The 23,488-nt window shown below is 68.0% G+C and carries 22 protein-coding genes; 13 read left to right on the forward strand and 9 right to left on the reverse strand.

Features of this window, described 5'->3' with window-relative positions; all coding sequences use genetic code 11:
• The first annotated feature begins 29 nt into the window (after positions 1–29).
• The 3 genes from ACFP2T_RS18000 (at position 30) to ACFP2T_RS18010 (ending at position 3,825) form a co-directional block, all read left to right on the forward strand.
• Positions 30–647 carry a tyrosine-type recombinase/integrase gene (locus ACFP2T_RS18000; RefSeq protein WP_377423108.1) on the forward strand — a complete coding sequence of 206 codons (618 nt, stop codon included), beginning with the start codon at positions 30–32 and terminating at the stop codon, positions 645–647.
• On the forward strand, positions 644–2,683 hold the full coding sequence (locus ACFP2T_RS18005; RefSeq protein WP_377423111.1) for a tyrosine-type recombinase/integrase: 2,040 nt from the start codon (positions 644–646) through the stop codon (positions 2,681–2,683). The genes ACFP2T_RS18000 and ACFP2T_RS18005 overlap by 4 nt, the downstream gene beginning before the upstream one ends.
• Before the next feature lie 215 nt (positions 2,684–2,898).
• Entirely contained in the window at positions 2,899–3,825 is a 927-nt protein-coding gene (locus ACFP2T_RS18010) for a class I SAM-dependent methyltransferase (protein WP_377423113.1), read from the forward strand.
• Between the two features lie 257 nt (positions 3,826–4,082).
• Here ACFP2T_RS18010 and ACFP2T_RS18015 read toward each other — a convergent pair whose 3' ends face one another.
• On the reverse strand, positions 4,083–4,241 hold the full coding sequence (locus ACFP2T_RS18015) for a hypothetical protein (protein ID WP_465264262.1): 159 nt from the start codon (positions 4,239–4,241) through the stop codon (positions 4,083–4,085).
• A gap of 194 nt (positions 4,242–4,435) precedes the next feature.
• Between ACFP2T_RS18015 and ACFP2T_RS18020 the strand changes: the two genes are divergently transcribed.
• Positions 4,436–4,750: a winged helix-turn-helix transcriptional regulator gene (locus ACFP2T_RS18020; RefSeq protein ID WP_377423115.1), complete on the forward strand. Its 315-nt coding sequence runs from the start codon at positions 4,436–4,438 to the stop codon at positions 4,748–4,750.
• Between the two features lie 506 nt (positions 4,751–5,256).
• Positions 5,257–7,275 (forward strand): S9 family peptidase, encoded by a 2,019-nt coding sequence (locus ACFP2T_RS18025; RefSeq protein ID WP_377423118.1) that lies wholly within the window; start codon positions 5,257–5,259, stop codon positions 7,273–7,275.
• Between the two features lie 51 nt (positions 7,276–7,326).
• Here ACFP2T_RS18025 and ACFP2T_RS18030 read toward each other — a convergent pair whose 3' ends face one another.
• Both ACFP2T_RS18030 and ACFP2T_RS18035 read right to left on the reverse strand, forming a co-directional pair.
• The gene (locus ACFP2T_RS18030) at positions 7,327–8,091 is read right to left on the reverse strand and encodes a hypothetical protein (RefSeq protein WP_377423120.1); all 765 of its coding nucleotides are present in this window, start codon (positions 8,089–8,091) and stop codon (positions 7,327–7,329) included.
• Positions 8,088–8,612, reverse strand: coding sequence for an RNA polymerase sigma factor (locus ACFP2T_RS18035; RefSeq protein WP_377423123.1), 525 nt, complete (start codon positions 8,610–8,612; stop codon positions 8,088–8,090). The genes ACFP2T_RS18030 and ACFP2T_RS18035 overlap by 4 nt, the downstream gene beginning before the upstream one ends.
• A gap of 563 nt (positions 8,613–9,175) precedes the next feature.
• On the opposite strand from ACFP2T_RS18035, the gene ACFP2T_RS18040 reads away from it, so the two are divergent.
• A complete protein-coding gene (locus tag ACFP2T_RS18040; protein ID WP_377423126.1) occupies positions 9,176–9,712 on the forward strand; it encodes an AAA family ATPase in 537 nt (178 codons plus the stop codon).
• A gap of 43 nt (positions 9,713–9,755) precedes the next feature.
• Positions 9,756–10,298: a VOC family protein gene (locus ACFP2T_RS18045; protein ID WP_377423128.1), complete on the forward strand. Its 543-nt coding sequence runs from the start codon at positions 9,756–9,758 to the stop codon at positions 10,296–10,298.
• An 86-nt stretch (positions 10,299–10,384) separates the two neighbouring features.
• Here the strand turns inward: ACFP2T_RS18045 and rph are convergent, their stop codons facing one another.
• Both rph and ACFP2T_RS18055 read right to left on the reverse strand, forming a co-directional pair.
• A complete protein-coding gene (gene rph, locus ACFP2T_RS18050; RefSeq protein ID WP_377423130.1) occupies positions 10,385–12,982 on the reverse strand; it encodes a rifamycin-inactivating phosphotransferase in 2,598 nt (865 codons plus the stop codon).
• A gap of 739 nt (positions 12,983–13,721) precedes the next feature.
• Entirely contained in the window at positions 13,722–14,297 is a 576-nt protein-coding gene (locus ACFP2T_RS18055; RefSeq protein WP_377423133.1) for a GNAT family N-acetyltransferase, read from the reverse strand.
• Positions 14,298–14,561: 264 nt separating this feature from the next.
• On the opposite strand from ACFP2T_RS18055, the gene ACFP2T_RS18060 reads away from it, so the two are divergent.
• Positions 14,562–15,143, forward strand: coding sequence for a suppressor of fused domain protein (locus tag ACFP2T_RS18060; protein ID WP_377423135.1), 582 nt, complete (start codon positions 14,562–14,564; stop codon positions 15,141–15,143).
• Positions 15,144–15,294: 151 nt separating this feature from the next.
• Positions 15,295–15,513, forward strand: a complete 219-nt coding sequence (locus tag ACFP2T_RS18065; RefSeq protein ID WP_377423137.1) for a DapH/DapD/GlmU-related protein — start codon at positions 15,295–15,297, stop codon at positions 15,511–15,513.
• Positions 15,514–15,601: 88 nt separating this feature from the next.
• On the opposite strand, the gene ACFP2T_RS18070 is transcribed toward ACFP2T_RS18065, so the two are convergent.
• Positions 15,602–15,997, reverse strand: coding sequence for a cupin domain-containing protein (locus ACFP2T_RS18070; RefSeq protein ID WP_377423139.1), 396 nt, complete (start codon positions 15,995–15,997; stop codon positions 15,602–15,604).
• Positions 15,998–16,114: 117 nt separating this feature from the next.
• On the opposite strand from ACFP2T_RS18070, the gene ACFP2T_RS18075 reads away from it, so the two are divergent.
• From ACFP2T_RS18075 to ACFP2T_RS18090, 4 genes are all read left to right on the forward strand, one after another.
• A complete protein-coding gene (locus tag ACFP2T_RS18075) occupies positions 16,115–16,861 on the forward strand; it encodes an AraC family transcriptional regulator (RefSeq protein ID WP_377423140.1) in 747 nt (248 codons plus the stop codon).
• Positions 16,862–17,120: 259 nt separating this feature from the next.
• Positions 17,121–17,777 (forward strand): HAD family hydrolase, encoded by a 657-nt coding sequence (locus ACFP2T_RS18080; RefSeq protein WP_377423811.1) that lies wholly within the window; start codon positions 17,121–17,123, stop codon positions 17,775–17,777.
• Between the two features lie 129 nt (positions 17,778–17,906).
• The gene (locus ACFP2T_RS18085; protein ID WP_377423144.1) at positions 17,907–19,115 is read left to right on the forward strand and encodes a helix-turn-helix domain-containing protein; all 1,209 of its coding nucleotides are present in this window, start codon (positions 17,907–17,909) and stop codon (positions 19,113–19,115) included.
• A 271-nt stretch (positions 19,116–19,386) separates the two neighbouring features.
• On the forward strand, positions 19,387–20,841 hold the full coding sequence (locus ACFP2T_RS18090) for an aldehyde dehydrogenase family protein (protein WP_377423147.1): 1,455 nt from the start codon (positions 19,387–19,389) through the stop codon (positions 20,839–20,841).
• Between the two features lie 148 nt (positions 20,842–20,989).
• On the opposite strand, the gene ACFP2T_RS18095 is transcribed toward ACFP2T_RS18090, so the two are convergent.
• The 3 genes from ACFP2T_RS18095 to ACFP2T_RS18105 form a co-directional block, all read right to left on the reverse strand.
• Positions 20,990–21,712, reverse strand: coding sequence for a class I SAM-dependent methyltransferase (locus tag ACFP2T_RS18095; protein ID WP_377423148.1), 723 nt, complete (start codon positions 21,710–21,712; stop codon positions 20,990–20,992).
• 210 nt (positions 21,713–21,922) lie between these two features.
• Complete coding sequence (locus tag ACFP2T_RS18100; RefSeq protein WP_377423149.1) at positions 21,923–22,975, reverse strand: polysaccharide deacetylase family protein; 1,053 nt, start codon at positions 22,973–22,975, stop codon at positions 21,923–21,925.
• 367 nt (positions 22,976–23,342) lie between these two features.
• On the reverse strand, positions 23,343–23,477 hold the full coding sequence (locus ACFP2T_RS18105; RefSeq protein ID WP_377423152.1) for a hypothetical protein: 135 nt from the start codon (positions 23,475–23,477) through the stop codon (positions 23,343–23,345).
• Positions 23,478–23,488: the final 11 nt, after the last annotated feature.

The raw sequence follows: 23,488 nt of genomic DNA on the forward strand, positions 1-23,488 counted from the left end.
CAGGAGCGGCAGCAGAGTGCGGTGGGGCTGTGCCGCCGGAGGACGTGACGGAGCTGTTCGCCTCGTTCACGACGTTGCGCGATAGGGCGATCTTTCTGCTGATGCTCGATGGCGGACTACGACCCGGTGAGGTGCTCGGTCTGCGCGTCCCCGTTGACGTCGAGTACGGCCGACGCCGGGTCCACGTGCGCCACCGTGACGATCACCCGCGAGGGGTGCGGCAGAAGTCCCGCACCGACCGGGTGGTCGACCTGCACGATCCGCGCACGCTCACGGCGGTGTCGCAGTACGTGATGACGGAGCGTCCCCGCGAGTCCGGTTCACCGTTCCTGTTCCTGGTGGGCGGTCGGGGCCGCCGTCGGTGTGAACCGTTGGGCTATCAGGCGTTATGGGCAAGCTTCGCCCGCCGTTGCGCCCGGCTCGGCATCCGCACGCCGTGGACGACGCCGCACGCGTTGCGGCACACGCATGCCACGGCGATGTGGGAGTCAGGTATGCGGGAGTTGACGTTGCAGAAGCGACTCGGACACGTCTCGCCGGAGTCGACCCGGATCTACACCCGAGTCTCCGACCGGGAGGTGCTGGCCGACTACGAGGCCGCGACCGCGGTCATCACCGCTCGCAGCAGCCAAGGGCGGACCGAGTGAGCCGCGCGCTCGACGTGGCCGGCCAGGGCTCGACCTGGCTGCGGCACTTCACCGACGACGAGTACACGGCGTTGGTCATCTCCGCAGACAAAGGTCGCTACGAGTCGGGCCGGACCCGACGACAGGGCCGGCGCGAGTTCATCGAGCAGTGGCCCGACCTCGGCGCGTGGATGGCCGCGCCGGTGGCGGACCGGCTGATGCACGCCCCGCCCTACGCCGAGGCTCGGCATCGACACGTGGTGGTCCGCGGGCACCGGCTCTACGTGAGCCTGCTGGCGATGCACGACCGGCTCACCCTCGACTACCCGTGGCTGTTCGCGAACTCGTTCAAAGACCTGCTCACCGAGAGCGGCAAGCTGCTGGGCATGGGGCCCGACTGGCTGACACCTCTGGACGTTGAGGCGCTGCGGATCGGCTACCGGCAGCCTGCCGCGCACCGCACCCTCGCGGGGGCGAGCATCCGCATCGCGCTGCATCGCGGCAACCCGGACTGGCGGACCATCACCGTCGAGGATCTCGACCGGTTCCGCGCCGAGTTGGACGCCTTCGCCGCCCGCGACGACGTGCGCTCCCTACGGCCCGAGTTCGTGGCCGGTGGGAGGGTACGAGGGTGGTACCGCAACCTGCGGACCAGCGTCTACACCACTCAGGTCGTCCTGCACAGCCTCGGCGTGGTCACCGAGCAGGTCCGCTACATCTCCATCGGAGGCCGGCCGCACCAACGCCCGTCCGCGCCACCAGCGATCGAGAAAGTCATCAACCGGTACATCGAACGCACAGCTCCGGCCCGCACCCACGACAACCTACGAACCCGGTTTCGGGTCTTCACCTCCTGGCTGACCGAACACCACCCCGAGGTGACCAACCTCGTCCAGCTCACTAGGACCCAGCTGGAGGAGTTCCTGACCTGGGTCGCCACCGGCTACTGCAACTACCGCACCGGTCAGCCGGTCAGCGTCTCCACCCAAGTGCACACTATCTCGGTGCTCAACGTGTTTCTCCGCAAGACCCTCGCCTGGGGCTGGGGCGACGTGCCGGACCGGCCATTGCTGAGCCACCTTGACATGCCCAAGCAGGTCAAGACGGTGCCCCGCTACCTTCCGGCCCTGGAACTCGAGGCCGTCGTCCAGGGCATCCGCGCTCTGACCGACCCCTACCAGCAGGCCGCCTGCCTGATCGCCCGTTGGGTCGGGCCGCGCCGCAGTGAGATCCGGCGCCTGGAACTGGACTGCCTCGACGCCTACCCCGACGGGCATCCGCGGCTGCGGATCCCGGCGGGCAAGACCTACACCGAACGCATGGTTCCCCTGCATCCTGAGGCCGCGGATGCGCTACGGGTATGCGTCGCGCAGACCCGTGCACGCCGCCAACGACCGCTCCTCGACCAGGTCACCGGCAAGCCGACTCACTACGTGTTCCAACTCCGCGGTCGGTTGCTCAGCGACTACTTCCTGTTCGATTCCGCCCTCCAGCAAGCCTGCGATCACGCCGGCCTCGTTGACGCCGACGGAGCGAAAACCGTGACCAGCCACCGATTTCGTCACACCGTCGGCACGCAACTCGCCGAAGAAGGCGCCCGCATCCAAACGATCATGGCCATTCTCGGACACACCAGCCCCGCGATGAGCCTGTTCTACGCCCGCATCAGCGACACCGCCGTACTCCGCGACTACCAGACCGCGCTGCAACCCGGCGCCCTCCTCGCCGGCCCCGCCGCCGAGGCGATCCGCAACAACGAACTGTCCGAACAGGCGGTCAATTGGCTGTCCAGCAACTACTACAAGACCGCCCTCGAACTCGGCCATTGCCTGCGCCTGCCCGAGGAAGGCCCGTGCGAGTGCGACCTGTTCCTCACCTGCTCCAAGTTCTTCACCACCGCGGACTATCAGTCCCGCCTACAGGAACGGCTCTGCCTGGAGCAACGTCTCGCCGAGGACGCCGCGCAGCGCGGCTGGCCGCGTGAGGTCGAACGGCACAACGCCACCGCCAAACGCATAGCAGGGTTGCTGGATGAGCTTGCTCCTCAGACCAGATAAGCAACGCTGAAGGAAAATAGGTTCGAAGACGACGACTGACTCTCCTCGGCGTTGAACACCGGGTTCAATGACGGCTCCAGCACGTGATCGTCGGTAGGTTTCGTGCCCGCGAGTTTGACAACAGGCCGGGGTGGCCGTTGACACCGGGGCCAGTCGCAGCGCTGAGCCGAGAAATTGGGTGGTCCCGGCCCGCATGTCGTCGCTAGGGTCGCGTGGTGGCATACCAGCACCCGCTCGCCTACGTACTGGGGCTGGAGGGCGTGGCGTTGCTGCGTGCCTTCGCCGGCGACTACGACCGGGACTTCATCGAAGCGCGCATCAGCGAGGTCCGGCGCCTTCTGGACAGCCCATCGCTGAACGGTGACGGGGTCACCGCAGCGCACGTCAACACCGTGAACGGCTACAAGGTTTGGTCCGCGACCTACGATCAACCAGGTAACGGGCTGTTCGACATTGAAGAACCCATCGTCCAGGACATCCTCGGCTCCCTGCCACCTGGCGTCGCCTTGGACGCAGCTTGCGGCACCGGCAGATACACCGAGTACCTCGCCAAACAAGGGCACCGGGTCATCGGCGTCGACAGCTCCCCGGAAATGCTGGCTCACGCTCGTACTCGTGTTCCCAACGCCGAACTGCGGCAGGGCAACCTGCATCAGATCCCCCTACCCGACGACCACGTCGACGTCATCGTGTGTGCGTTGGCGCTGACCCACCTTCCCGACGTCGGACCGGCGATCACCGAGTTCGCCCGCGTGCTGCGTCCTGGCGGCCATCTGGTGATCACGGACGTGCATCACGAGCTCGTGGCATTAGGGTCCGTACCACGAATTCGTTCTGCCGAAGGTGATCCGGGGCTGCTGCCTGCGTTCCGCCATCGGGCCAGTGACTACCTCCACGTCGCCCTGCCATTGGGCCTGCAGCTACAGCGTTGCGAGGAGCCTCGGATGTCCGGCAACGCCAGCGAGGACATGCCCGGGGAAATCGCGACAGGACCATGGGACGTCTGGCCTTGGTCGCTGTTGGGCATCGTCCCGGCGGCAGCCGGGGCTGCCTGGGACGGAACACCAAGCCAAATCATCTGGCACTTCCAGCTGGCGCCGAGCGCAAACACGGCGGCAGCCACTTCTTCCGCTGCCAACTAACTGGCCCTAACCTGGGGTTTCTCGTCAATTGCTCCCAAGCAGAATCACGGCGACAGCCCCGCGACGCCGAGGCGGAGTACGCGCTGGCCCCATTCGGCGACTACACCGTCGAGGACGGCGTGTGGACTCCGGGCTGGCACAAGGGCTGACGGAGTCCCCAAGGCGTCGACCAACAGGTCAGCAGCGTGTCGACGCTGACGTCGAGACGGTCTCGACTACGCTCAACTCAACTCACGCCCAGACCGATCCCTACGTGATCACCAGTCGGATTCTGCGGCCAGGTTGTCGAGATAAAGGACGACGGACGCGGTGACCCGCACCCGCACCTGCCCGGGCCCTGGCTCGGGCACGGGCAGATCCGCCGCCACGTGCAAAACCTCCGGCCCACCGAACTCTGCATAGCTGACTGCGCGCATCGCCGTACCCTCCGCTGGATGTCGTGGTTTCCATGACGGTAGGTACCGTTGGGCACTGTGAGAAAGTAGGTACCTTGGAGTGCCTAGGGCACCGGAGGGGATGGTGAGACGTTGACGACGACGACCGCTGGGCAACGACGTGAGCAGGCAAACGTGATTACGACGCGTTTCTGGCGACCTGCCCGACCCGGGAGTTGCTGAGCACGCTCACCGACAAATGGGCGGCGCTGGCGATCGCGGCGCTCGCCGACGGCCCGCAGCGGCATGGCGAACTCGCCCGCCGCATCGCCGGCGTCAGCCAGAAGATGCTCACCCAGACCTTGCGCAAGCTGGAACGCGATGGTCTGCTCACCCGCACGGTGACCGCGTCGGTGCCGGCCCGCGTCGACTACGCGCTCACCCCGCTCAGCTGCGATCTGTTCCCGGTGATGGTCGCGATCAAGACCTGGGCAGAGGCGCACATGGATCGCGTCTTCGAGGCCCGCGCCCAGTTCGACGCACGACCGTGACGGCCGGTGGGCGCCGTACCTCTCGGCCCCGCTCACCGCGCGAGCGATCATCACAGATGGCGGTTGGGAGATGCCAACGTTGGCGTCACCACCAGAGCCACTGGGCGTTGTGGCGATGCTGGCGGATCGTGGGGACGGTGTCGACAGTCCCGTCGTCGCGATACTCCTTGACGGAATTTCGGCACGCGACTCGCGCTGCTTGACGTTCTCTGCTGGTCCATACGAGACATGGTTGACCCCCCTCGGGGCCGCGGATGCGGCCACCTGAAGGGGGTGGAACGCGGCGCTCCCTGTCCGTCAGTCTCGGGCCCGATGGAACACCAGGTCCGCGCCGGTGGTTCGGCGGCTCTGGAGTGTCTTCGCCGCGCTGTCGTCGCCGATCTATGCTGCGTGTCCGGTCGTACGACGAAGGGCTGTTCGTGAGCTTTCCTCAGTTACGTGCTCGTACCCGTAACTTCACGCTCGGTCTGCCTCAGCGGTTCCAGATCCGTGGGGACGGACGTCAGGTGCTGTTCACACGCACGCGTGCTGGCGACGACCCGATCGCATGTCTCTGGGCGTACGACGTGGCGGCGGGGAGCGAGCGGCTGCTGTTGGACCCACGCGAGCTGGCTCTCGACGACGGTGACCTGCCGGCGGCCGAGCGGCGTCGCCGCGAGCGTGCTCGCCAGCCCGGTGGCGGGGTCACCGAGTACAGCTGCGACGTCGACCAGTCGATTGTCGCGGTCGCGCTCGGCGGCAAACTGGTGGTGCTCGACCCGGCCACCGGCATTACCCGGACCCTTCCGTCGGTCAGCGGCGTGGTCGATCCCCGGCCGGACCCGACCGCCCGGTTCATCGGATACGTCGGCGGCGGTGCGTTGCACCTCGTCGACGTCGACGGCACCGGCGCGCGAACTCTGGCCGCGCCGGAGGCCCCGCACGTGAGTTACGGACTCGCCGAGCACGTCGCAGCCGAGTCGATGCATCGCCGACGGGGCTGGTGGTGGGCCCCGGACGGTCAGCGCCTGGTCGCGGCGAGAGTAGACGAGAGTCGTGTGCAGGTCTGGCATGTGGCCGACCTCGCCAACCCCACCGCCGCTCCGGTGGCCATGCGCTACCCGGCCGCGGGTACCGCCAACGCGGACGTCAGTCTGGTCGTCCTCGGCCTCGACGGCAGCCGAGTCGAGGTCGACTGGGACCGGAAGGAGTTCGAGTACCTCACCGCTGTCAGCTGGGATCGCAGCGGTTTGACCATCGCGGTACAGAACCGGTCCCAGACCTGCGTCCGGGTGCTGCGTGTCGATCCGGACACCGGGGCCAGCCGCGTCGAACACGAACAGACGGATTCAGCCTGGGTATCGCTGGTGCCCGGCGTGCCAGCACGCACCGCCGACGGCGCTCTGGTCTGGACGACCGACATCGAGGACACTCGGCACCTCCTCGTCGGCGGCGACCCGGTCACGCCACCCGGTCTTCAGGTGAAGGAGATACTCGGTGTCGACGGAGACACCGTGCTGTTCGCCGGTTCGACGGAGTCAACCGAGCGGCACGTGTGGACCTGGTCCGCCGGTGCCGGGCTGTCCCAGCTGACGACTTCCGGCGTGCACGACGGGCACCGAGCGGGCGGTACGACCGTCCTCGTAAGCCGCAACCTGGACGAGCCGGACCCGCGGATCACCGTGCGAGCCTCCGACGATTCCCCGGCCTGGTTGACCAGCCGCGCCCAGACGCCACCGCTGACCCCTCGGGTCGACCTGTTCGAGGCCGGCCCGCTCCGGCTGCGTACCGCTGTGCTCCTCCCTACCGGCCACCGGCGAGGCGACGGCCCGCTTCCGGTGCTGATGGACCCATACGGTGGGCCAGCAGCTCAGCGGGTACTCGCCGCGCAGTCGGTGTACCTGACCTCGCAGTGGTTTGCTGACCAGGGCTTCGCCGTGGTGATCGTCGACGGGCGTGGCACCCCGGGCCGCGGCCCACGCTGGGAGCGTCTGGTGCACGGGAAACGCGGCGGCGCTCCGCTCGAGGATCAGGTCGACGGCTTGCGCGAGGCGGCACGCCGATACCCGGAGCTGGACCTGACCCGCGTCGGAATCCGGGGCTGGTCCTACGGCGGCTACCTCGCGGCGCTGGCCGTGCTGCGCCGCCCCGACGTGTTCCACGCCGCGATCGCTGGCGCGGCAGTCGTAGACCAACGCCTCTACGACACCCACTGGCAGGAGCGTTTCCTCGGCCACCCCGATGACAACCCGGAAACCTACGACCGGGACTCACTGCTGCGTTACGCGCCTGAACTGCGACGGCCGCTGCTGCTGATCCACGGTCTGCTGGACGACAACGTCCATCCGGCGCACATGCTGCAACTCTCCGCGAAGCTACTGGCCGCCGGCCGGCCGCACAACGTGCTGCCACTCCCCTCCGGCACCCACATGGTGGGCGAGGACATCGCCGCGCGCCTCCTGGGCGCCCAGGTGGATTTCCTCCGCACAGCGTTGAGCGCTGACGCGACCGCAGTGGCCCGCCCCGACCGGACCGGTGCACCGTAGTCAGGCGATGGCGTCACCGGGAGGTCGCGGTCGGTGTGCGCCGTTGAGGCATCAGCCGCCGGTGTGGGGATGCACCGGCGTCCTCAGGTTGGGCGTCGACTGTTCCGCCACCACGTTTCCGGCGGCGTCGTACCCGACCAAGAGCGGCGGGTCGACGCTCTCGTTGGCGAGGTACCAGAAAAAGAACATGTCTTCGGCGCGTACGGCCGACCGTAGGGATCCGTCGGGCAGTCGCAGTTCCGCCCGCGCCGCACTCCCGGCGGCGGCCCACATCGTGTGAATTCCCCGGCCGTCCTCGGACCCGCCCATGGTGCTGAACGGCTCCATGCCCTGGTCGGTGTCCGCGCACTGTCCCCCGGCCAGCTTGAAGCTCGTCGGGGCCGGCCGGTCGAGGTCACCGGGTGGCTCGAACAGCGGGGCGATGCAGATGGTGCCGTCCTGACCCTTCGCGGACCAGACGGTTAGTACGGTGCCGTCAGGGCCCGGTGCCTGGGCCACTCGTCGTGCTGTCTGGACGTCCACCGCACCGCCGGTCTCGGTCTCCCAGAACGACAACGGCCTGGTGAATGACTCGGGCAGCAGTCCTCCGGCGACGGCGATGCTCGCACCCGACGCGACCAGCGCGGCGGTCAACACGGCGGTGAACGCGACCCGCCGCCTACGCGACCGTGGAGGGGCCTCCGGCCGTTCGGCAACGGTGGCGATCAACAGGTTTTCCAGTACTGCGTCCCGAGTCGAGCGGGGCCACCGGTCATCGACCGTGGTAATCGGTCGGAGCTTCTCGACAATGGTCATCATGTCGCGGTCCTTGGTCATGCGGTGCCTCCTGCAGATGGCAGTGGACGTTGGGCAGCGTCGACGTGTGGTGCTGCGTCCGCCTCGCCGCTGGCGCGCAGCCGCCGCCGCGCCCTGAACAGACGTACGTGGAAGGCCGGTAGTGAGCAGCCCGCCACCCGCGCCGCCTGCTCCGGGGTCAGGCCGTCCCAGGCGATCAGCAGTAGCGCCTCCCGCTCCTTCGGGGTCAGCACCGCCAGTTGGTTCAGTACGGCTGCGCGCTCCGTGGCGAGAACATCGGCGGCGACAGCCGGCTCCGCGATCTGCCGGAACCGTTCCAGCTCGGCGGCCACCCGCGCCTGCCGATGCCCCGATCGGCGCAGGTTGGAGATGGTGTTGCGGGCGACCACGAGCAACCAGGGCAAGGGATCGTCCGGAACACTGCCGAGCTTCCGCCAGGCCACCAGGAACGTCTCCGACACCACGTCCTGTGCCGAATCGAAGTCAAGGTGTCGCAACGCGTACGCCATCACCCGGGGTCCGTGTTCGGTCCATAGCTCCACGAATCGTCGTTCATGCCGCTCGGCTGCGTGCTCTTCTCTCACACCACGTAGTGTCCGGCCGCACTCCGAAACTTACGGCGACAGCTGCGAGAGGTGGAGCAGGTGCGGTTCATTCCGGGAGGGTGGTCATCGGGCCTCGCGCGCCGGCGGCCCCGGTGCTGTTCACGGCGTCAAGCGATGAACCACCGCCTCTGATCGCCGAACGTCTTTCCCGGATGTGCGACGATTCAGGCATGGGAATCATGACCGCAGTCGCGGTGGTCGTCCGACTGGTCGCGCTCGTCGCACTGAGCTGGCTCCTGGTGGCCGTCGCCTCCCCGACAGCGGATCCGTTCGTTGTCAATGTTGGTTGGCTACTGATGATCGGGGTTGTGCTGGCTGTCCCACCGAGCCGCCGCTCCGTGTCACGGTGGGTCAGCACCGGGCGGCTGACACGCTCTCCCAGGTAGCTTGGCAGCGGTGAGTCGGGACGCGTGCGCCGCGGCGCTGCACCGCTACGTATTCGCCGCCAAGCGTAGGGTTTTCTGCTTCAGACGAGTGGTTCCGAAGCGGCAGGAGCGTCTGTGTATCGAGCATTGCTTCTCACCGGGGTCGCCGGGGTCGGAAAGTCCACGGTGGCGAACGCGGTCGGCGGCGTTCTCACCTCGGCGGGCCACGTCACCGCCGTCGTCGACGCGGACATGCTGGCCCAGTTCGGGCCTCCTCCGAACGGAGACCTTCCGAGCGGTCGGTTCTATGACGAACTCAAGTGCACCAACCTGGCAGCGGTGTGGGCCAACTACCAGGCTGCCGGCGCACGGTACCTCGTCGTCGCTGCTGTCATCGACGGCGTGGCCCAGCGGGAGCGGTACGCCGCGAGCCTCGCAGGTTGTGAGATCCGCCTGGTCAGGTTGATCGCAGACAAGGAGACCGTCGTCAGCCGCCTGCGGCGACGGGACATTGGATCGAAGCTCGAAAAGCACCTCAGAGCACTGGACGAGCCGAGCCTTGCACCGAACGCGACCGGCGTTGCGGACTTCACGGTCACGAACGACCGCGCGGCTGCCGACGTCGCCGCAGGGATCCTCGTCCGAGCGGGTTGGCTGGACCGGGCCAGGTGAACGCGGTACGACTGACGCGTGGCGGGCACTGCCGCGTCAACAAGTGTCCGAAGAAGATCTTGCAAGGAAAATCGAAAACGGTCTGGCGGCTCCGTCCCGGGAGTGGATGCGGCCATCGTGCCGTACAACGCCAAGGAGACCCGGCATGACGATCCAGCGGATGGACAACGTCCTCATCGTTGTCGACGACCTCGACGCTGTCATCTCGTTCTTCGTCGAACTCGGCATGGAACTGGAGGGCAAGGGGCCGATCGAGGGACGTTGGGTGGAGCGCGTCATCGGGATCGACGACGTCCGACAGGATGTGGCGATGCTGCGGACCCCGGACGGCCACGGCCGGATCGAGCTGGCGATGTTCCACACGCCGAAGGCGATCAGCGCAGAGCCGAAGGATGCACCGGTGAACACGCTGGGCATTCGTCGCGTCATGTTCGCTGTCGACGACATCGAGGGCGTCGTTGCCCGCCTGCGCGCCCACGGCGCCGAACTCGTCGGCGAGCTGGCGCAGTACGAGGACAGCTATCGGCTCTGCTACGTCCGCGGCCCGGAGGGCATCATCGTCGGACTGGCTGAACAGCTCGGCTGAAGGCCACCGAACAGCGATTCATCGGCACCGACGGCCGTGGCGTCGTTTGGCCGGAAGCCACGGATGGGCCTTCTCGATGTGATCGGTCAGGGCAGGATCTCGACATACCCGTCGGTGCCGTGCACACGGATCCGCTGCCCGTCCCGGATCAGCCGGGTGGCCCGCTCCACGCCCACGACGGCCGGCAAGCCGTACTCCCGGGCGATCACTGCGCCATGGGTCATCAGGCCGCCCACCTCCGTCACCAGGCCCTTGATTCCGACGAACAGAGGCGACCAGCTGGGGTCCGTGTAGGCCGTGACCAGGATGTCGCCCGCCTCGAGGTCGGCCTCCGTCATGTCGAGGATGACGCGGGCCCTCCCCTCGATCGTCCCGGCGGAAACCGGTAAGCCGACCAGGGCGCCGGCCGGCACGTCGTCGCGCCGGTACGCCCCGGCGATGGCCTCGCCATCCGAGGTCAGCACCCGGGGCGGCGTGAGCGCGAGATACGACCGGAACGCGTCCTTGCGCCGCTGGATGAGCTGGTCATCCGACTGGTTCGAGCGCGCGACGTCGTGGAGCTCCTGGAACGTGAGGTAGAAGATGTCCTCCTTCTCCGGGAGCACGTTGGCCCGCACGAGGCGCTCGGCCTCTTCCAGTAGGGCTTGCTTGTAGACGAAGTAGCGGCTGACGATGCCGTACTTCGGGTACTCCCGGTAGCCGATGAAGGTCCGGACCCGGTCGATCATCCGCTTGGCCTCGTCGGCTTTCTGCTCCCCGTCCGGCAGGGCCCGCAGGCGTGACAGCACGTCCTGTTCCTTCTTCCGCGCCTCCTGCCGCCCTTGCGCGAAGCGCCGCTCGGCGGCGCCCGGCTCGAAGAGCTTGACGTTGTCGAGGATCAGGGGCACCAGCGTGGTGGGGCGTTCGCGCCAACGCGGCCGCGTGATGTCGATCTCGCCGACGCAGCGCATGCCGTACCGGTCGAGGTAGGCCTCGATGGCGTCGCGCGCTTCGGTCCCGCCCGCGACCTTCGGCAGTTCGTCCAGGAAGCCGTCGTCCTCGACGCCCTGCAGGAACGCCACCACCTCCGGGTGCGGACGGATCACGTCCGCGACGTCGAGCAGCGCCAGTCCCATCTCCGACGTGACGTTGCCAGGTGCGGACAGCGTGAGCGTGTCGGCCGCGTTCTTCTCGCCCAGCCATTCGTGCAGCTGGTCGTTGAGCCACCAGGTGGCCTCCATCCCCGCCATGATCACCTGCATGCTCAGCGGATCACCGAGGACTCGCTTGTGCTCCTGGAATGCCTCGAGCATGAAGTCGAACAGCGCCGGTCCGGTCTTCGTCCGGATGTCGCGCCGCAGCGCGGCGTTGGACGCCTCGCTGCGCTCGATCAGCTCGGTGACGATGGCCGGATCGGTAGCGATCGGGGCGGCCGCGCCGCTGGCCGGCGGCCCGCCGGGACCAGCGTCCGGAAGCGTCGGGACGAAGTCACCGCGGTCGAGGACGGTCTCCAGCGCGTCCCTGATCAGCGGATCGCCCCTCCCCACCAGCTCCAGGAGGCCGGCGCGGCTCGCCGGCGAGGCCAGTCGCCGGGTGACGTCGACGAACAGCCTCCCGCCGGCCTCGTGCATGGGCGCCATGGCCGTCAGCTGCCACATGGAGACGCCCAGGGGCCTCATGGGGTCGGTCATCATCTGCTGATGACCAACGGAGACGTAGACGTGATTCTCCTGGTCGCCGGTCTCGGGGATGGGGAACAGCGTCGTGATCGGCCGGCTCTGAACGATCTCGAAGCCGCCACCGACCAGGCACCATTCGATGTCCTGCGGGCGGCCGAAGTGCGCTTCGATCCGCCGCCCGAGCTGCACGAGCCGCACCACCTGCGCATCTGTCAGCGCCGGCTGCTCCTGCCGCTGCGGGTCGATCGCCACTTCCTGCGTACCGCCAGCCGGCAGGGCGTTAACGGCACGCTGTTTGGCGCCGACCACCTTGGCGACGACCTCGCCGTGTCGCACCGTGAAGACGTCCGGGTTCACGAGGCCGGAGACCAGTGCCTCGCCGAGGCCGAAACTGGCGTCCACGGTGGAGACCTTCCGGTTGCCCGTGACGGGGTCGGCCGTGAACAGGATGCCGGACGCATCCGGGAAGACCATCTGCTGCACGACCACGGCCATGTGCACCGTACGGTGGTCGACGCCGTTCCGCTGGCGGTAGGTCACGGCCCGCTCGGTGAACAGCGAGGCCCAGCACCGGCTGACGTGCCGGAGGATCGCCGCCGGACCCACGACGTTGAGGTACGTGTCCTGCTGGCCGGCGAAGGATGCCGTCGGCAGGTCCTCCGCCGTCGCGCTGGATCGCACGGCGTAGGCCGCTTGCTCGCCGAGTTGGGCGAGCGCACGGGTGATCGCCGCCGCGAGATCGCCCGGGATGGCAATCCCTTCGACGGTCCGGCGGATCTCCGCGCTGAGCGTGCGGATCGCCTCCTGGTCGTCCGGGTTCAGGCGCGACAGCTGATCGAGCCGATCGTCGATCGACGGCGCTTCCGCCATGATCCGCCGGAAGGCGGCCGTCGCCACGCAAAAGCCGGCCGGCACGCGGACGCCTTCGATCCGCGACAGCCCGCCCAGGTGCGCGGCCTTGCCGCCGACGACCGCGACCTGCGTCTCGTCAACCTCTTGAAGATCCACCACGTACTGCTCGATCACTGCGGTACCTCCGAGGCAGCCGTACGCCGTCGCACTGCACTGGTTGGTCGAATCACCGGCGCCTCCAGATCTGTCGAACCTCTTGCTGGGCACGTCCTCGTCTCTGGTTGCCTTCCCTCTGACGAATCGGCCGGCCGTTCGGCCCGGTCGGGCGGCGTGCACAGTCGCGCCTCCGTCCCGAGCGCCCGCAACCGCACCGCCAGTCCCACCGCTGGTCCGACGTCACCGCGTCGCCCGTACATCGACAACAACACACGCACGTCGTGCCCTCATTTCCGCAGGTTGTGGCCTCGGCCGACGATTCTGCGCCACGCCCCCGGTCTTGCCGCAAGCCCCCCAGTGCGCTATACATTAAGAGTGGCAGGGAGAGGTCTCCCTGCCTTTGCGTTTTGCCGCCGCCGGAAACTGACCTGAGCGCAGCCGCAGAACCAGACGATCTTTCCCCTTGCCGGCAATGCCCGAACGCCGTCGCGCGCGCCGCATCCCCGGAGATCGTCGCGCCGTGCGAGCGCTGGGCCACGCGAGCGCTGGGCCATGCTCGCCAAAGGGAGCCTGACGGTCGCCGTAGCTCAAGTCGGCCGCCCGTTCGCTACTGGGCTGAACTCCGACCTGGCGGCTGTACTCGCCGGGCTGAGACGGCCTTCAGCTCCGGTCCGGTCGAGGGGAACCTCAGCCGCATCCAGATGATTGAAAACAGGTGTACTGCCGCGCCGGCTCCGACCTGCTCCGCAAACGCGTCCTACTCGGTGCCTGACAAGGCTCCTACCTCGTCGGACGTCGTCTCGCGCCGCCCGACGCAGTCATGCTCCCAGAAGGTGTTCGAGTAGACGAACGTCCCGGTCATCCAGGGTTCGTAGGCCGACAACCTCACGACTTGGAAAGCCCAGTCGGGGATGCGCAGCGAGGGCTTACGGAAGTCGTATTCCACAGCCGGGCTGAACCCCAGACGAGAGTAGTAGCGCGGATCGCCCTCGAGGAATACCAGCGGAACGCCACGCTCGTCGAGTTGCTGGAGACCAGCGCGGACAAGTGCGGAGCCAATACCGCCGCGTTGCCACTCGGGCGCGACCGCGAGTGGGCTCAACGACTGGACCGCCACCAGCCGCCGCGGGGCGTCGAGCAGCGCCCGACTGAACATGACGTGTCCCACGACCCCGTCTGCCTCCTCGGATACCAGTGAAAGCACAGTGGGATCATCGCGCCGAAGGGCATCCACCAACCGGGCCACCGTGCCCCCATGGTCGCCGCCAAACGCGGCCTTATGGACGGAACCGACCGCGTCGAAGTCACGCGTCTGCTCAATGCGAAGGGGCATGGGGGGCAAGGTAACGGCCAGCGCCAAACGGGCCAAACGATTAAGCGCGCATCGCACACGCAGACTCCAGGGAGATCTCCGGGCCCTCCGGCACACCGCCGGACGCCACGCTCCACGCCTCCTGCTCTACGGGTCGCTGCTGGGCGGCAGCCCGCCCACCGTGATGGTCGTGGCCGTGCGGTGCCGGTCGTTGCGTGACGCGCGGCTCACGGCAGATCTGGACGCCATCGGCCGTTCCGATGGGCGGCGGTAGAGTGCGCAGCCATGGCCGCTCCTCCTGTCCTGCGAGACGTCTTCAACGCCTACCGCGCGCAACATGGTGAGGAGGACGACGGCGTCCTCTTCGAGGACGAGCAGGCACCGATCAGCCGGCTGGACGTGCTCGTCTATCGGCCCACGCCCGCGGTGGACATGACTTCGTTCGCCACCATCGGGATGGCGGAGAAGGAGATGCCGGTGAGGCCGGGACCGGGTGGAGGTGGTCGCGGGGAACTCCACTTCCGGCGGCGCGGACCGCTCGCCCGTCTCGACGAGCACGCCATCGCCGTCCGATTGGCCAACCTCGCGATACATCCGTTCGTCACGGGGCAGCAACTGAACTGGGGGCACATGATCAGTTTCGGCGAGGACTTCCCGACCTTCCCCGGGTGCCGAGCGGTCTTCCTTGCCGGGCCGTTGAGCGCAGACGGCCTGGACTATGTCCACACCAGCGTGGGCGCTGTCCGAGTCATCAATGTCGTGCCGATCACGGACGCGGAACGTGAGCGGGGAAGAACGCTGCCGCCCGTCGACTTCGCGCAATCACTCCTGGAGCATGTCGACATCTTCGCCGAACGACCGCAGTAGCTGGATCAAACCGTGCTGCGACGACGGTGCACGCACATCGGCACGGTCGTACGTCAAGCGGCGTGGCTGACGACTGGACCGGACCTGCGGAAAGTGGCGGACGGACGCGCCCGCTCGGCGGCGAATGTGCCGCACCTGACCAGGCTCCATCGTGCTGGAGGACAAGGTCTGGATCGGCAGCAACGCCGTCGTGCTCCCCGGCGTTCGCATCGGGTACGGCGCCGTCATCGGCGCGGGCAGTGTCGTCACTCACGACATCCCGGCCATGACCGTCGCCGTCGGCGCCCCCTGCCGAGTCGTCCGACACGTCACGGACGACGACCTCCGCACCCGCACAGCCCCCGCCGAGGAGCCAAGAACGTACGCATAGCTCCGCTCCGGAGAGTCTCCGTGCGCACTCAGCTGCGAGCCGCCAACCGAACCGACGCACAGTCCAACTCACGAGCAGCCAGTCAGGCTCAACGGAGTTCGTGGCCCGTGGTGCTGTCGACGTGATCGGGGATCGCGCCGTCGTGACGGTCACCGGTGGTTGAGGTGCCTGACGGCTCGAACATCAGGATCGCTCCGCCCGGCGAGGACGGCTTGTGCTGAGTCCCCTTGGGGACGACAAAAACGTCACCGGCCCGGAGACTGACAGTCCGCTCCCCGCCATCGACATCACGCAGCGCGATGTCGAACTGCCCGTCAAGGGCGAGAAAGAACTCGTCGGTGTCGTCGTGGACGTGCCACACGTGCTCGCCAAGGGTGTGCGCGATCCGGACGTCGTAGTCATTCATCCGGGCCACGATCCGCGGGCTGTAGATCTGGTCGAACGAGGCCAGTGCCTTGCTGAGATTAACCGGTTCGGACATCATACGCCCAGCCTGACCGGCTAGTGCCCGAGCGTCTTGTACGTTCTTGATATGGACGAGCCAGTCCCTGAGCCGTCTCGGGTCGTCGCCTGGCGACCGAAGGTTCCCGGGATATCAGAGGTGTTTCACGCCCGGATTATCGGTTACCGGTACCCGACGCACTGGCACGACACGTGGACCGTCCTGATCGTCGATGCCGGCGCCATACGATATGACCTGGACAGCCGCCATCACGGCGCCGCTGTCGAGACCGTCTCGATCCTGCCGCCCGGCGTAGCTCACAACGGCTATCCCTCGGAGCGCTTCGGCCGGTTCCGCAAGCGCAACCTCTACCTGAACAGTGACTTCCTGCCGGACGAGCTGGTCGGCCCCGCCGTCGACGTCTCCACCTTCCAGGATCGGCAGCTACGCACGGCGATCGGCCAGCTACACGACCGCCTCCGCGCACCCGAAGGGCTGGATGTCGAAGCGCGGCTGGCGCTGATCGCGGAGCGATTCCAGCAGCATCTGCGGCACCGCGCACCGGTCGCTCGGGAGCCGGAGCCGTTCATCGCCAGCCAGCTCCGCGCGTACCTGGACGCACATATCACCGGCAAGGCTGCCCTACACGACGCCGCCAGAGTGTTGGACCGAAGCGTCCCGCACCTGGTACGCAGTTTCACGCAGCGATACCACATCTCCCCGTACGCCTACATCGTCGGTGCGCGTATCGACATGGCACGAAAGCTCCTACTGCAAGGTCAACCTGTTGCCAGCGTCGCCGTCGAGGTTGGTTTCCACGATCAGGCGCACTTCACTCGTCATTTCAGACGTCACGTATCGATTCCACCCGCCCGCTATGCAAGAAGCGGCCTCGTGCTCGATTGAGCCTCGTCCGAACGCACTCACCTCGGCCGACAGTGAGTACGCAGGCGGCAGCATCGCGGCGTGGCCGCGACCGTTTGTGTCGAATCGGCGCCTGGATGACACAGCGGGGCGCCCGCTTCGCTGTCTACCCATGGTCTGCCTACGCAGCACGCTGGTCACGGCTCGGGCTGGGCGCCATCGCCCGGTGATGATCATGGGCAAGGTCGCGACGATCCCGTCTATGATCCACCGGCAGCGCGACCGTGACGGAGGAACGCAAGTGATCGACGCGATCTTTTTTGACGTCGGCGGGACGATCCTCGACGAGTCCCGCGAGTTCAACACCTGGGCGGACTGGCTCGGCGTTCCACGGCATACGTTCTCGGCGGTCTTCGGTGCGGCGATCGCCCGGGGTCTGGACTGGCAGGAACCGTTCCGGGTCTTCCGGCCCGGTTTCGATCTCGCGGCCGAACTCGAACGCCGTGCAGCTGCCGGCAAGCCGGAGTCGTTCGGCGAAGAGGACCTCTACCCCGACGCGCGATCGTGCTTGACCTCGCTGAAGGATCAGGGCCTGTTCGTGGGCCTGGCCGGCAACCAGCCAGCTCATGCCGAGACGACCCTCCGCGCTCTCGGCCTCTCCGTGGACGTGATCGGTACGTCGCACGGTTGGGGTGTGGAGAAGCCGTCACCGGCCTTCTTCGAGCGGGTCGTTCGCGCTGGCGGTGGCGATGCGTCTTCGATCCTGTACGTCGGCGATCGGCCCGACAACGATGTACGCCCGGCCAGGGAGGCCGGTATGAAGACGTGCCTGATCCGGCGCGGGCCGTGGGGTTACATCCTCGACATCCCCGCCGTGTCCGAGCAGTGCCTGTTCCGCATCGATTCGCTGGACGAACTCCCGAGCCTGGTCGCGAAGCACAACGCGGAACGCGGCTAGCTCGCCGGTAGCACGCGGGATACAAGATCGGCTAGGTTCGCGCACTGGTGCGGTGGGTGGACCAGGCGTGACAGAGCGGTGGTACGGGCATGTACCGCGAGCGGCGGGCGAACGGGATACCGTCCGGGCATGACGCCACGACCGAGCGGTGATCCCGGCATCGGGGAACGCATCCGGGCACGCCGTCTGCTGCGCGGCTGGAGCATCCGGTACGCCGCCAGCCGTGCCGGCATCTCGCACGCCACCTGGAGCCGGATCGAGAGGGGCAGGCAGGCTGCCGACAACCGGTTCACGCTGGCCGACATCGCGGCGGCGCTGGACTGCGCGCCGGCCGAGCTGACCGGCGTACCGGTGCCGGCGGCCGATCGGGATGTGGTCGCCGCGCACGCCGACGTGCATGGCATCCGGCAGGCTCTGGTCGACATCGACCTGTCCGAACCGGGCACCCGACCCTCGGCCTCGGTCGCCGAGTTGGCTCGTACGGTCACTCTGGTCGACACGTTGCGGCAGGCGTGTGATTACGCCGGCGCCGCCCGCCTCCTGTCGAACCTGCTGCGCGACCTGCACGCGGAGACCGCCGGCCCGGACCGCGGAGTCGCGTTGCGGTTGCTCTGCGACGTCACGTTCATCGCCTCGTCGGTGCTGCGCAACCTTGGCCGCCCGGCCGACGCGTGGCTGGGTGCCGAGCGCTGCCGGGACGCGGCCGAGGCCGCCGACGACCTGGCGCTTCGGGGGTACGCCGCCTACGCGCGTGCCTGCGCGGCCGCCGCCTGCGGCTCTTACCAGCGTGGACTCACGCTGGCCGAACGCGCGGTGAACGAGCTGCGCGGGCACACCGGCCAGGCGGGTGTCTCCGAGGTACTCGGCTCGCTGCTGCTCGCCTGCGCGCTGGCCAGCCGTGGCCGCGGACGCCTGGACGACAGCCGGGCCTGGTCGGCCGAGGCCGTCGAGCTTGCCGGCCGCACCGGCGAGACCTCCACGATGGGCCTGTACTTCGGCCCGACCAACGTCGCCATCTGGCAGATCGGCATCGAGGCGGACGGCGGCGATCCGGGCCACGCCGTGGAGATCGCCCGCGCTACGAGGCCGGCGGCCATCCCGGCCAATTTTCGGCAGGTGTTCTACTACGCCGATACCGCGCGGGCCCTGGCCCGGCTGCGTGGCCGGGACCACGAGGCGATCCGCTTCCTGCTCACCGCCGAACGGCTGGCGCCCCAGCACGTACACACGTCGGCCCTGGCCCACGAGACCACCCGCGCGCTGTTGGACCGCTCGATCCGCCGCGCCGGCGGCACGGAACTCCGTGGCTTGGCCGAGCGCCTACAGATCACGGCCTGACCGCGACTGCCCGGTGAGCCGACCTCCGAGGGTGGCACCACCGGGCGGTGGCGCGGGCACCTGAGCCGTGGAGGCCGGCCGCACCCGTCGCCCAGCCCGGCGGACCGGGCGCACCTACGTCAGATGTCTCGGCCCGACCGTCCAGATCGCACAGGCACATCAGGTCCAACACCCGTGGGAATCGCGCGGCATCCGAATTATCGTTGGCTCGCGCGCACTGCGCGCCGGTTCTGCGGCCCCTGCGAATCCGGAGGAACAGACGATGGTGTCTTTGGACCAGCTGCCCGAGATCAGGACCGAGCTCTTCATCGGCGGCGAGATTCGCACCGCCGACGACACACTGCAGGTGATCGACCCGGCCGACGGCGTGTCGGTTGTCGGCCACGCCGCAGCGGCCAGCGCCAAGCAGGCAACGTCCGCAGTCACCGCGGCCCATCGAGCGTTCCCGGCGTGGGCGGCCCGTACCCCACAGGAGCGGGCCGCACTGCTGACGGCGGCACTTGCTCCCTTGGAGGCCGACCGCTCGGCAACGGCGGAGGTGCTCACCCGGGAAAACGGCAAGATCCGCTTGGAGTCGTTCATCGATTCCGTCGTGTTCGAGCACCGCTTCAACCTGGCCGTAGGCCTGGCCGACGAACTCGAGCGCGTGACGCACCTGCCGGCGCCGCCGTACCGCACCGAAATCTCGTACCTGCCGCTGGGCGTTGTGACGATCATCGTGCCGTTCAACTGGCCGCTGGCGATCCTGGCCGCCGCGCTGCCGCAGGCGCTGCTGGCCGGTAACACCGTCGTGGTGAAGCCGCCACCCACCGCGCCGCTGGCCACCGTCCGCACCGTGCAACTGGTGGCGCAGTCACTGCCACCGGGTGTTCTGAACGTCGTCACCGGCGCCGACGCGGAAATCGGTGCGGCGCTGATCCAGGACGATCGCGTCAAGAAGGTCTGTTTCACCGGCAGTCCAACCGGCGGCAAGCGGATCATGTCCATGGCTGCCGAGTCGCTGACCCGTGTGGCGCTGGAACTGGGCGGCAACGATCCCGCGATCGTGCTCGCCGACGCCGACCTCGGTACCGAGGCGATGCAACGCCTCTTCGCGGGCACCTTCGACTCCACTGGTCAGATCTGCATGGCGACCAAGCGCCTCTACGTACATCGTTCGCGCTACGACGAGGTGGTCGAGGGTTTGTCCGGGATCCTCTCCGCGACCCGGTTGGGCCACGGCCTCGACGAGGGTGTGACCATGGGCCCGCTGCACAGCCGGCGACAACTGGAGTACGTGCGGGAGCTCACCGCCCAGGCGCGCGAGTCCGGCGCCGAGGTCCGCGAGTTCGGGCAGGCTGTCGAGGAGGCGGACATCTCCCGGGGCAACTTCCTCCGGCCATCTCTGGTGCTCGACCCCTCCGACGATGCCCGCGTCGTGGTCGAAGAGCAGTTCGGCCCGACCCTGCCGATCCTGCCCTTCGACGACGAGGACGACGCCGTGGCTCGCGCCAACCACACGTGGTCAGGGCTCTGCTCCTCCGTCTGGACCGCGGACCTCGACCGCGCCGCGGCAATCGCGTCTCGACTGCGGACCGGCTACACCTTCGTCAACGCCCACGGCGCCGCTCACCTCGACGAGCGCGCCCCGTTCGGCGGCTTCAACCACAGCGGCATGGGCCGCGAAATGGGCATCGAGGGCATCCGCGAGTTCATGGATACCCACGCGGTCGGTTTCCCTGCCTGACCCCTACGGTGCCAGAAGCCATCGAGGGTGCGGTCCGGTTGCTGTCCGGCGTTGATTTGGTCACCGGAGCAAGATCAGTCGATGTCGATGCGCCCGCATGCGCTGCCGGAGGTGCCCGAGCGGCGAGCCGCGTAGCGACGAGCGGACATCAGTGCTGGTCTGCCGGCTTACGCGCGAGGATGAGCCAGTACCGTGGGCTGCCGTCCCGGTGCCGGCCCAGAACGGTCAAGGCAGCGGCCGTCGCGGTGAAGCCAGCCGCCGTCAGGTCGTCACGGACCGCGGACAGCGGGCCGGTGCGGTAGTACATGACGAACGGGGGACGCCACACGGCATTGCGGACCCGCATGGCCAGGTCGAATCCGAGCGTGGCCCAGTACGAGACCGACGTCAGCGGCGCCGGCGCGCCGATCGGGAAGGCGAAGAGCCCGCCGGGCCGCAGTGCCCGGTACACCCCCTCGAACAGTGCGGGCCGTTCGGTGGGCAGGAAGTGCCCGAGCGCTCCGAAGGTGACCGCCAGGTCGAAGTGCTCGGCAAACGGCAGCGCCCGGGCGTCGGCCCGCACCCACGTGGCGTCCGGATGTGCGCTCCGCGCCCACCCGAGCATGCCGGCGCTGAAGTCGACGCCCGTGATCCGTCCTTCGCACAGAGACCGGAGAACCAGCATGCCCGCGCCGGTACCACAACAGACGTCCAGCCCATGGTTGAACGGCCCGAGTTCGGACAGCGCGTGAGCGGTCGCCCCGAGAATGCTCTCCGGGGTGCGAAAGGGGGTGTGGTCGAACTTCGGAGCCAGGAGATCGTAGCCGCGCTCGACCGAGGACAGCGCCTGGACGCACAGTTCACCCAGAGACGGGCCTTGAGGCGAGAACACCGGCCGAGGGTACCTACCGGACGGCAGCGCTGAGGGCTCTGGCTCACTTTCGGTGGTGACATTCCGTAGCGGCACCACAGACTTACACGTGGCTGGACAGGACTACCGCCCAGGTGGCCGGGCGCTACTCCCTGCCGCCAACGAAAGTGAGCCAGAGCCGTTCATTTCACAGTCCCGTCCGGGGCCGGCGCCCGTCCGGTTGGCCGGGTGTCAGCCGGCGGTGCAGGACCTGACCTGCGGTCGGCCGCCGGAGTTGCCGTTCATCATGGTGGTGAAGCCGAAGGTGTTGCCGCTGCCGTTGGAGCGCATCGTCAACACGGTGCCATTGCTGCTCAGACTGGCGCTGCCATTCCAGGTGGTGGTGATCGACTGCGGCGAGGTGACGCCCACGACCACGGTCCAACTACTGGCGCCGTTGACCGTCACCGTGGTGTTGTACCGGTCGCCCCAAACGGTGCCGGCCGTCACCGACGTGCTGCAGTTTCCGCCGCCCGGTGGTGGGGTGGTGGGGTTGCCGCCGGGCGGGGTGGTGGGCGGCGTGGTGCCGTCGGGGGCCACCGCGCGGCCGGTGGACGGCGAGATCATGCCGGGACACAGGTTGCGGCTGGTGAGGTTCGCCATGATCTGCGGGATCGCGTCGCGGGTGTTCTGGATCCCGTCGTGCATCAGGATGACCTGGCCGGACTGGAGTCGGCCGGCGTTGGAGACGATCTGACTGACGCTGGCGCCGTTCCAGTCCTGGGAGTCCACGTCCCAGATCACCTGACGCATGCCGAGCGACGAGGCGACGGACTGAAGAGTGGCGTTCGTCTCCCCGTACGGCGGCCGGAAGAGCTGCGGCCGACTGCCGGTCGCCGATTGGATCGCGGAACTCGTCTGGGACAGGTCGGACTGCATCTGGCTCTGGCTCATCGAGGTCATGTGGGCGTGGTTCCAACTGTGGTTGGCGACCCACATGCCGGCCGAGACCTGTGCCTGCGCCGCCGACCGGTTGTTCTGGACGTTCTGCCCGACGTTGAACATCGTGGCCCGTACGCCGTTGTTGCGCAGTACGGACAGCAGCGCGCTGGTGCTGCCGGTCGGTCCGTCGTCGAAGGTCAGTCCGACGTAACCGTTGCAGGCGGCGGCGCTGGACGGAGAGGCGACGACCGCGATGGCGACGCCGCCCACCGCCACCGTGGTGGCGAGAACGGCCAACCGGGCGATATGGCTGACCCAGCCTGGAGTGGTCGGTGGCCGGGGCCTGTCGAGTTTGCCGAACATAGCGGGTCTCCTCCTCGGGTGGTGGGATGCCGACCTTGCGGTGTCGGCCGTCCGGGCCGGGGCACGGACGGTGCGGTCGTAACAGTCCGGGCAGGTGGATGTGAGCGGGACGGCTGCCCGATATCTCGACCAATGCATCGCATCGACCGCAATAGATCGAAGTATCGCAGCGAGAAATCCGGGACGTCAACAACTTCCGGAAGCTTTCCGGACATCACACCAGGTGATGGACACATCCCTACCTGCCCTGAGGTGCGGTTACGTTACAAGCACGCCACTCGTCGTCACCAAGCGGACGTAACGTCGGTCGGCTACCCAGGTACTTTCCGGAAGGCGGCCGGAACATTGCCTGCGGCGCCGCCCGCCGTCAACCGCCGAGTGCTCCGCCGGGCCGCAGCAACGGCTCCAACCCGCCGCTGAGCGTCGGCGCGGTGAGGAAGCCGACGGCGACGACGCTCTGTTGCGGCATCGCGCTGAGGTACGCGGGCCGCTGTACCGTCACCGCCTCTTGTT

The sequence above is a fragment of the Plantactinospora solaniradicis genome (assembly GCF_042658085.1).
Lineage (GTDB): Bacteria > Actinomycetota > Actinomycetes > Mycobacteriales > Micromonosporaceae > Plantactinospora > Plantactinospora solaniradicis.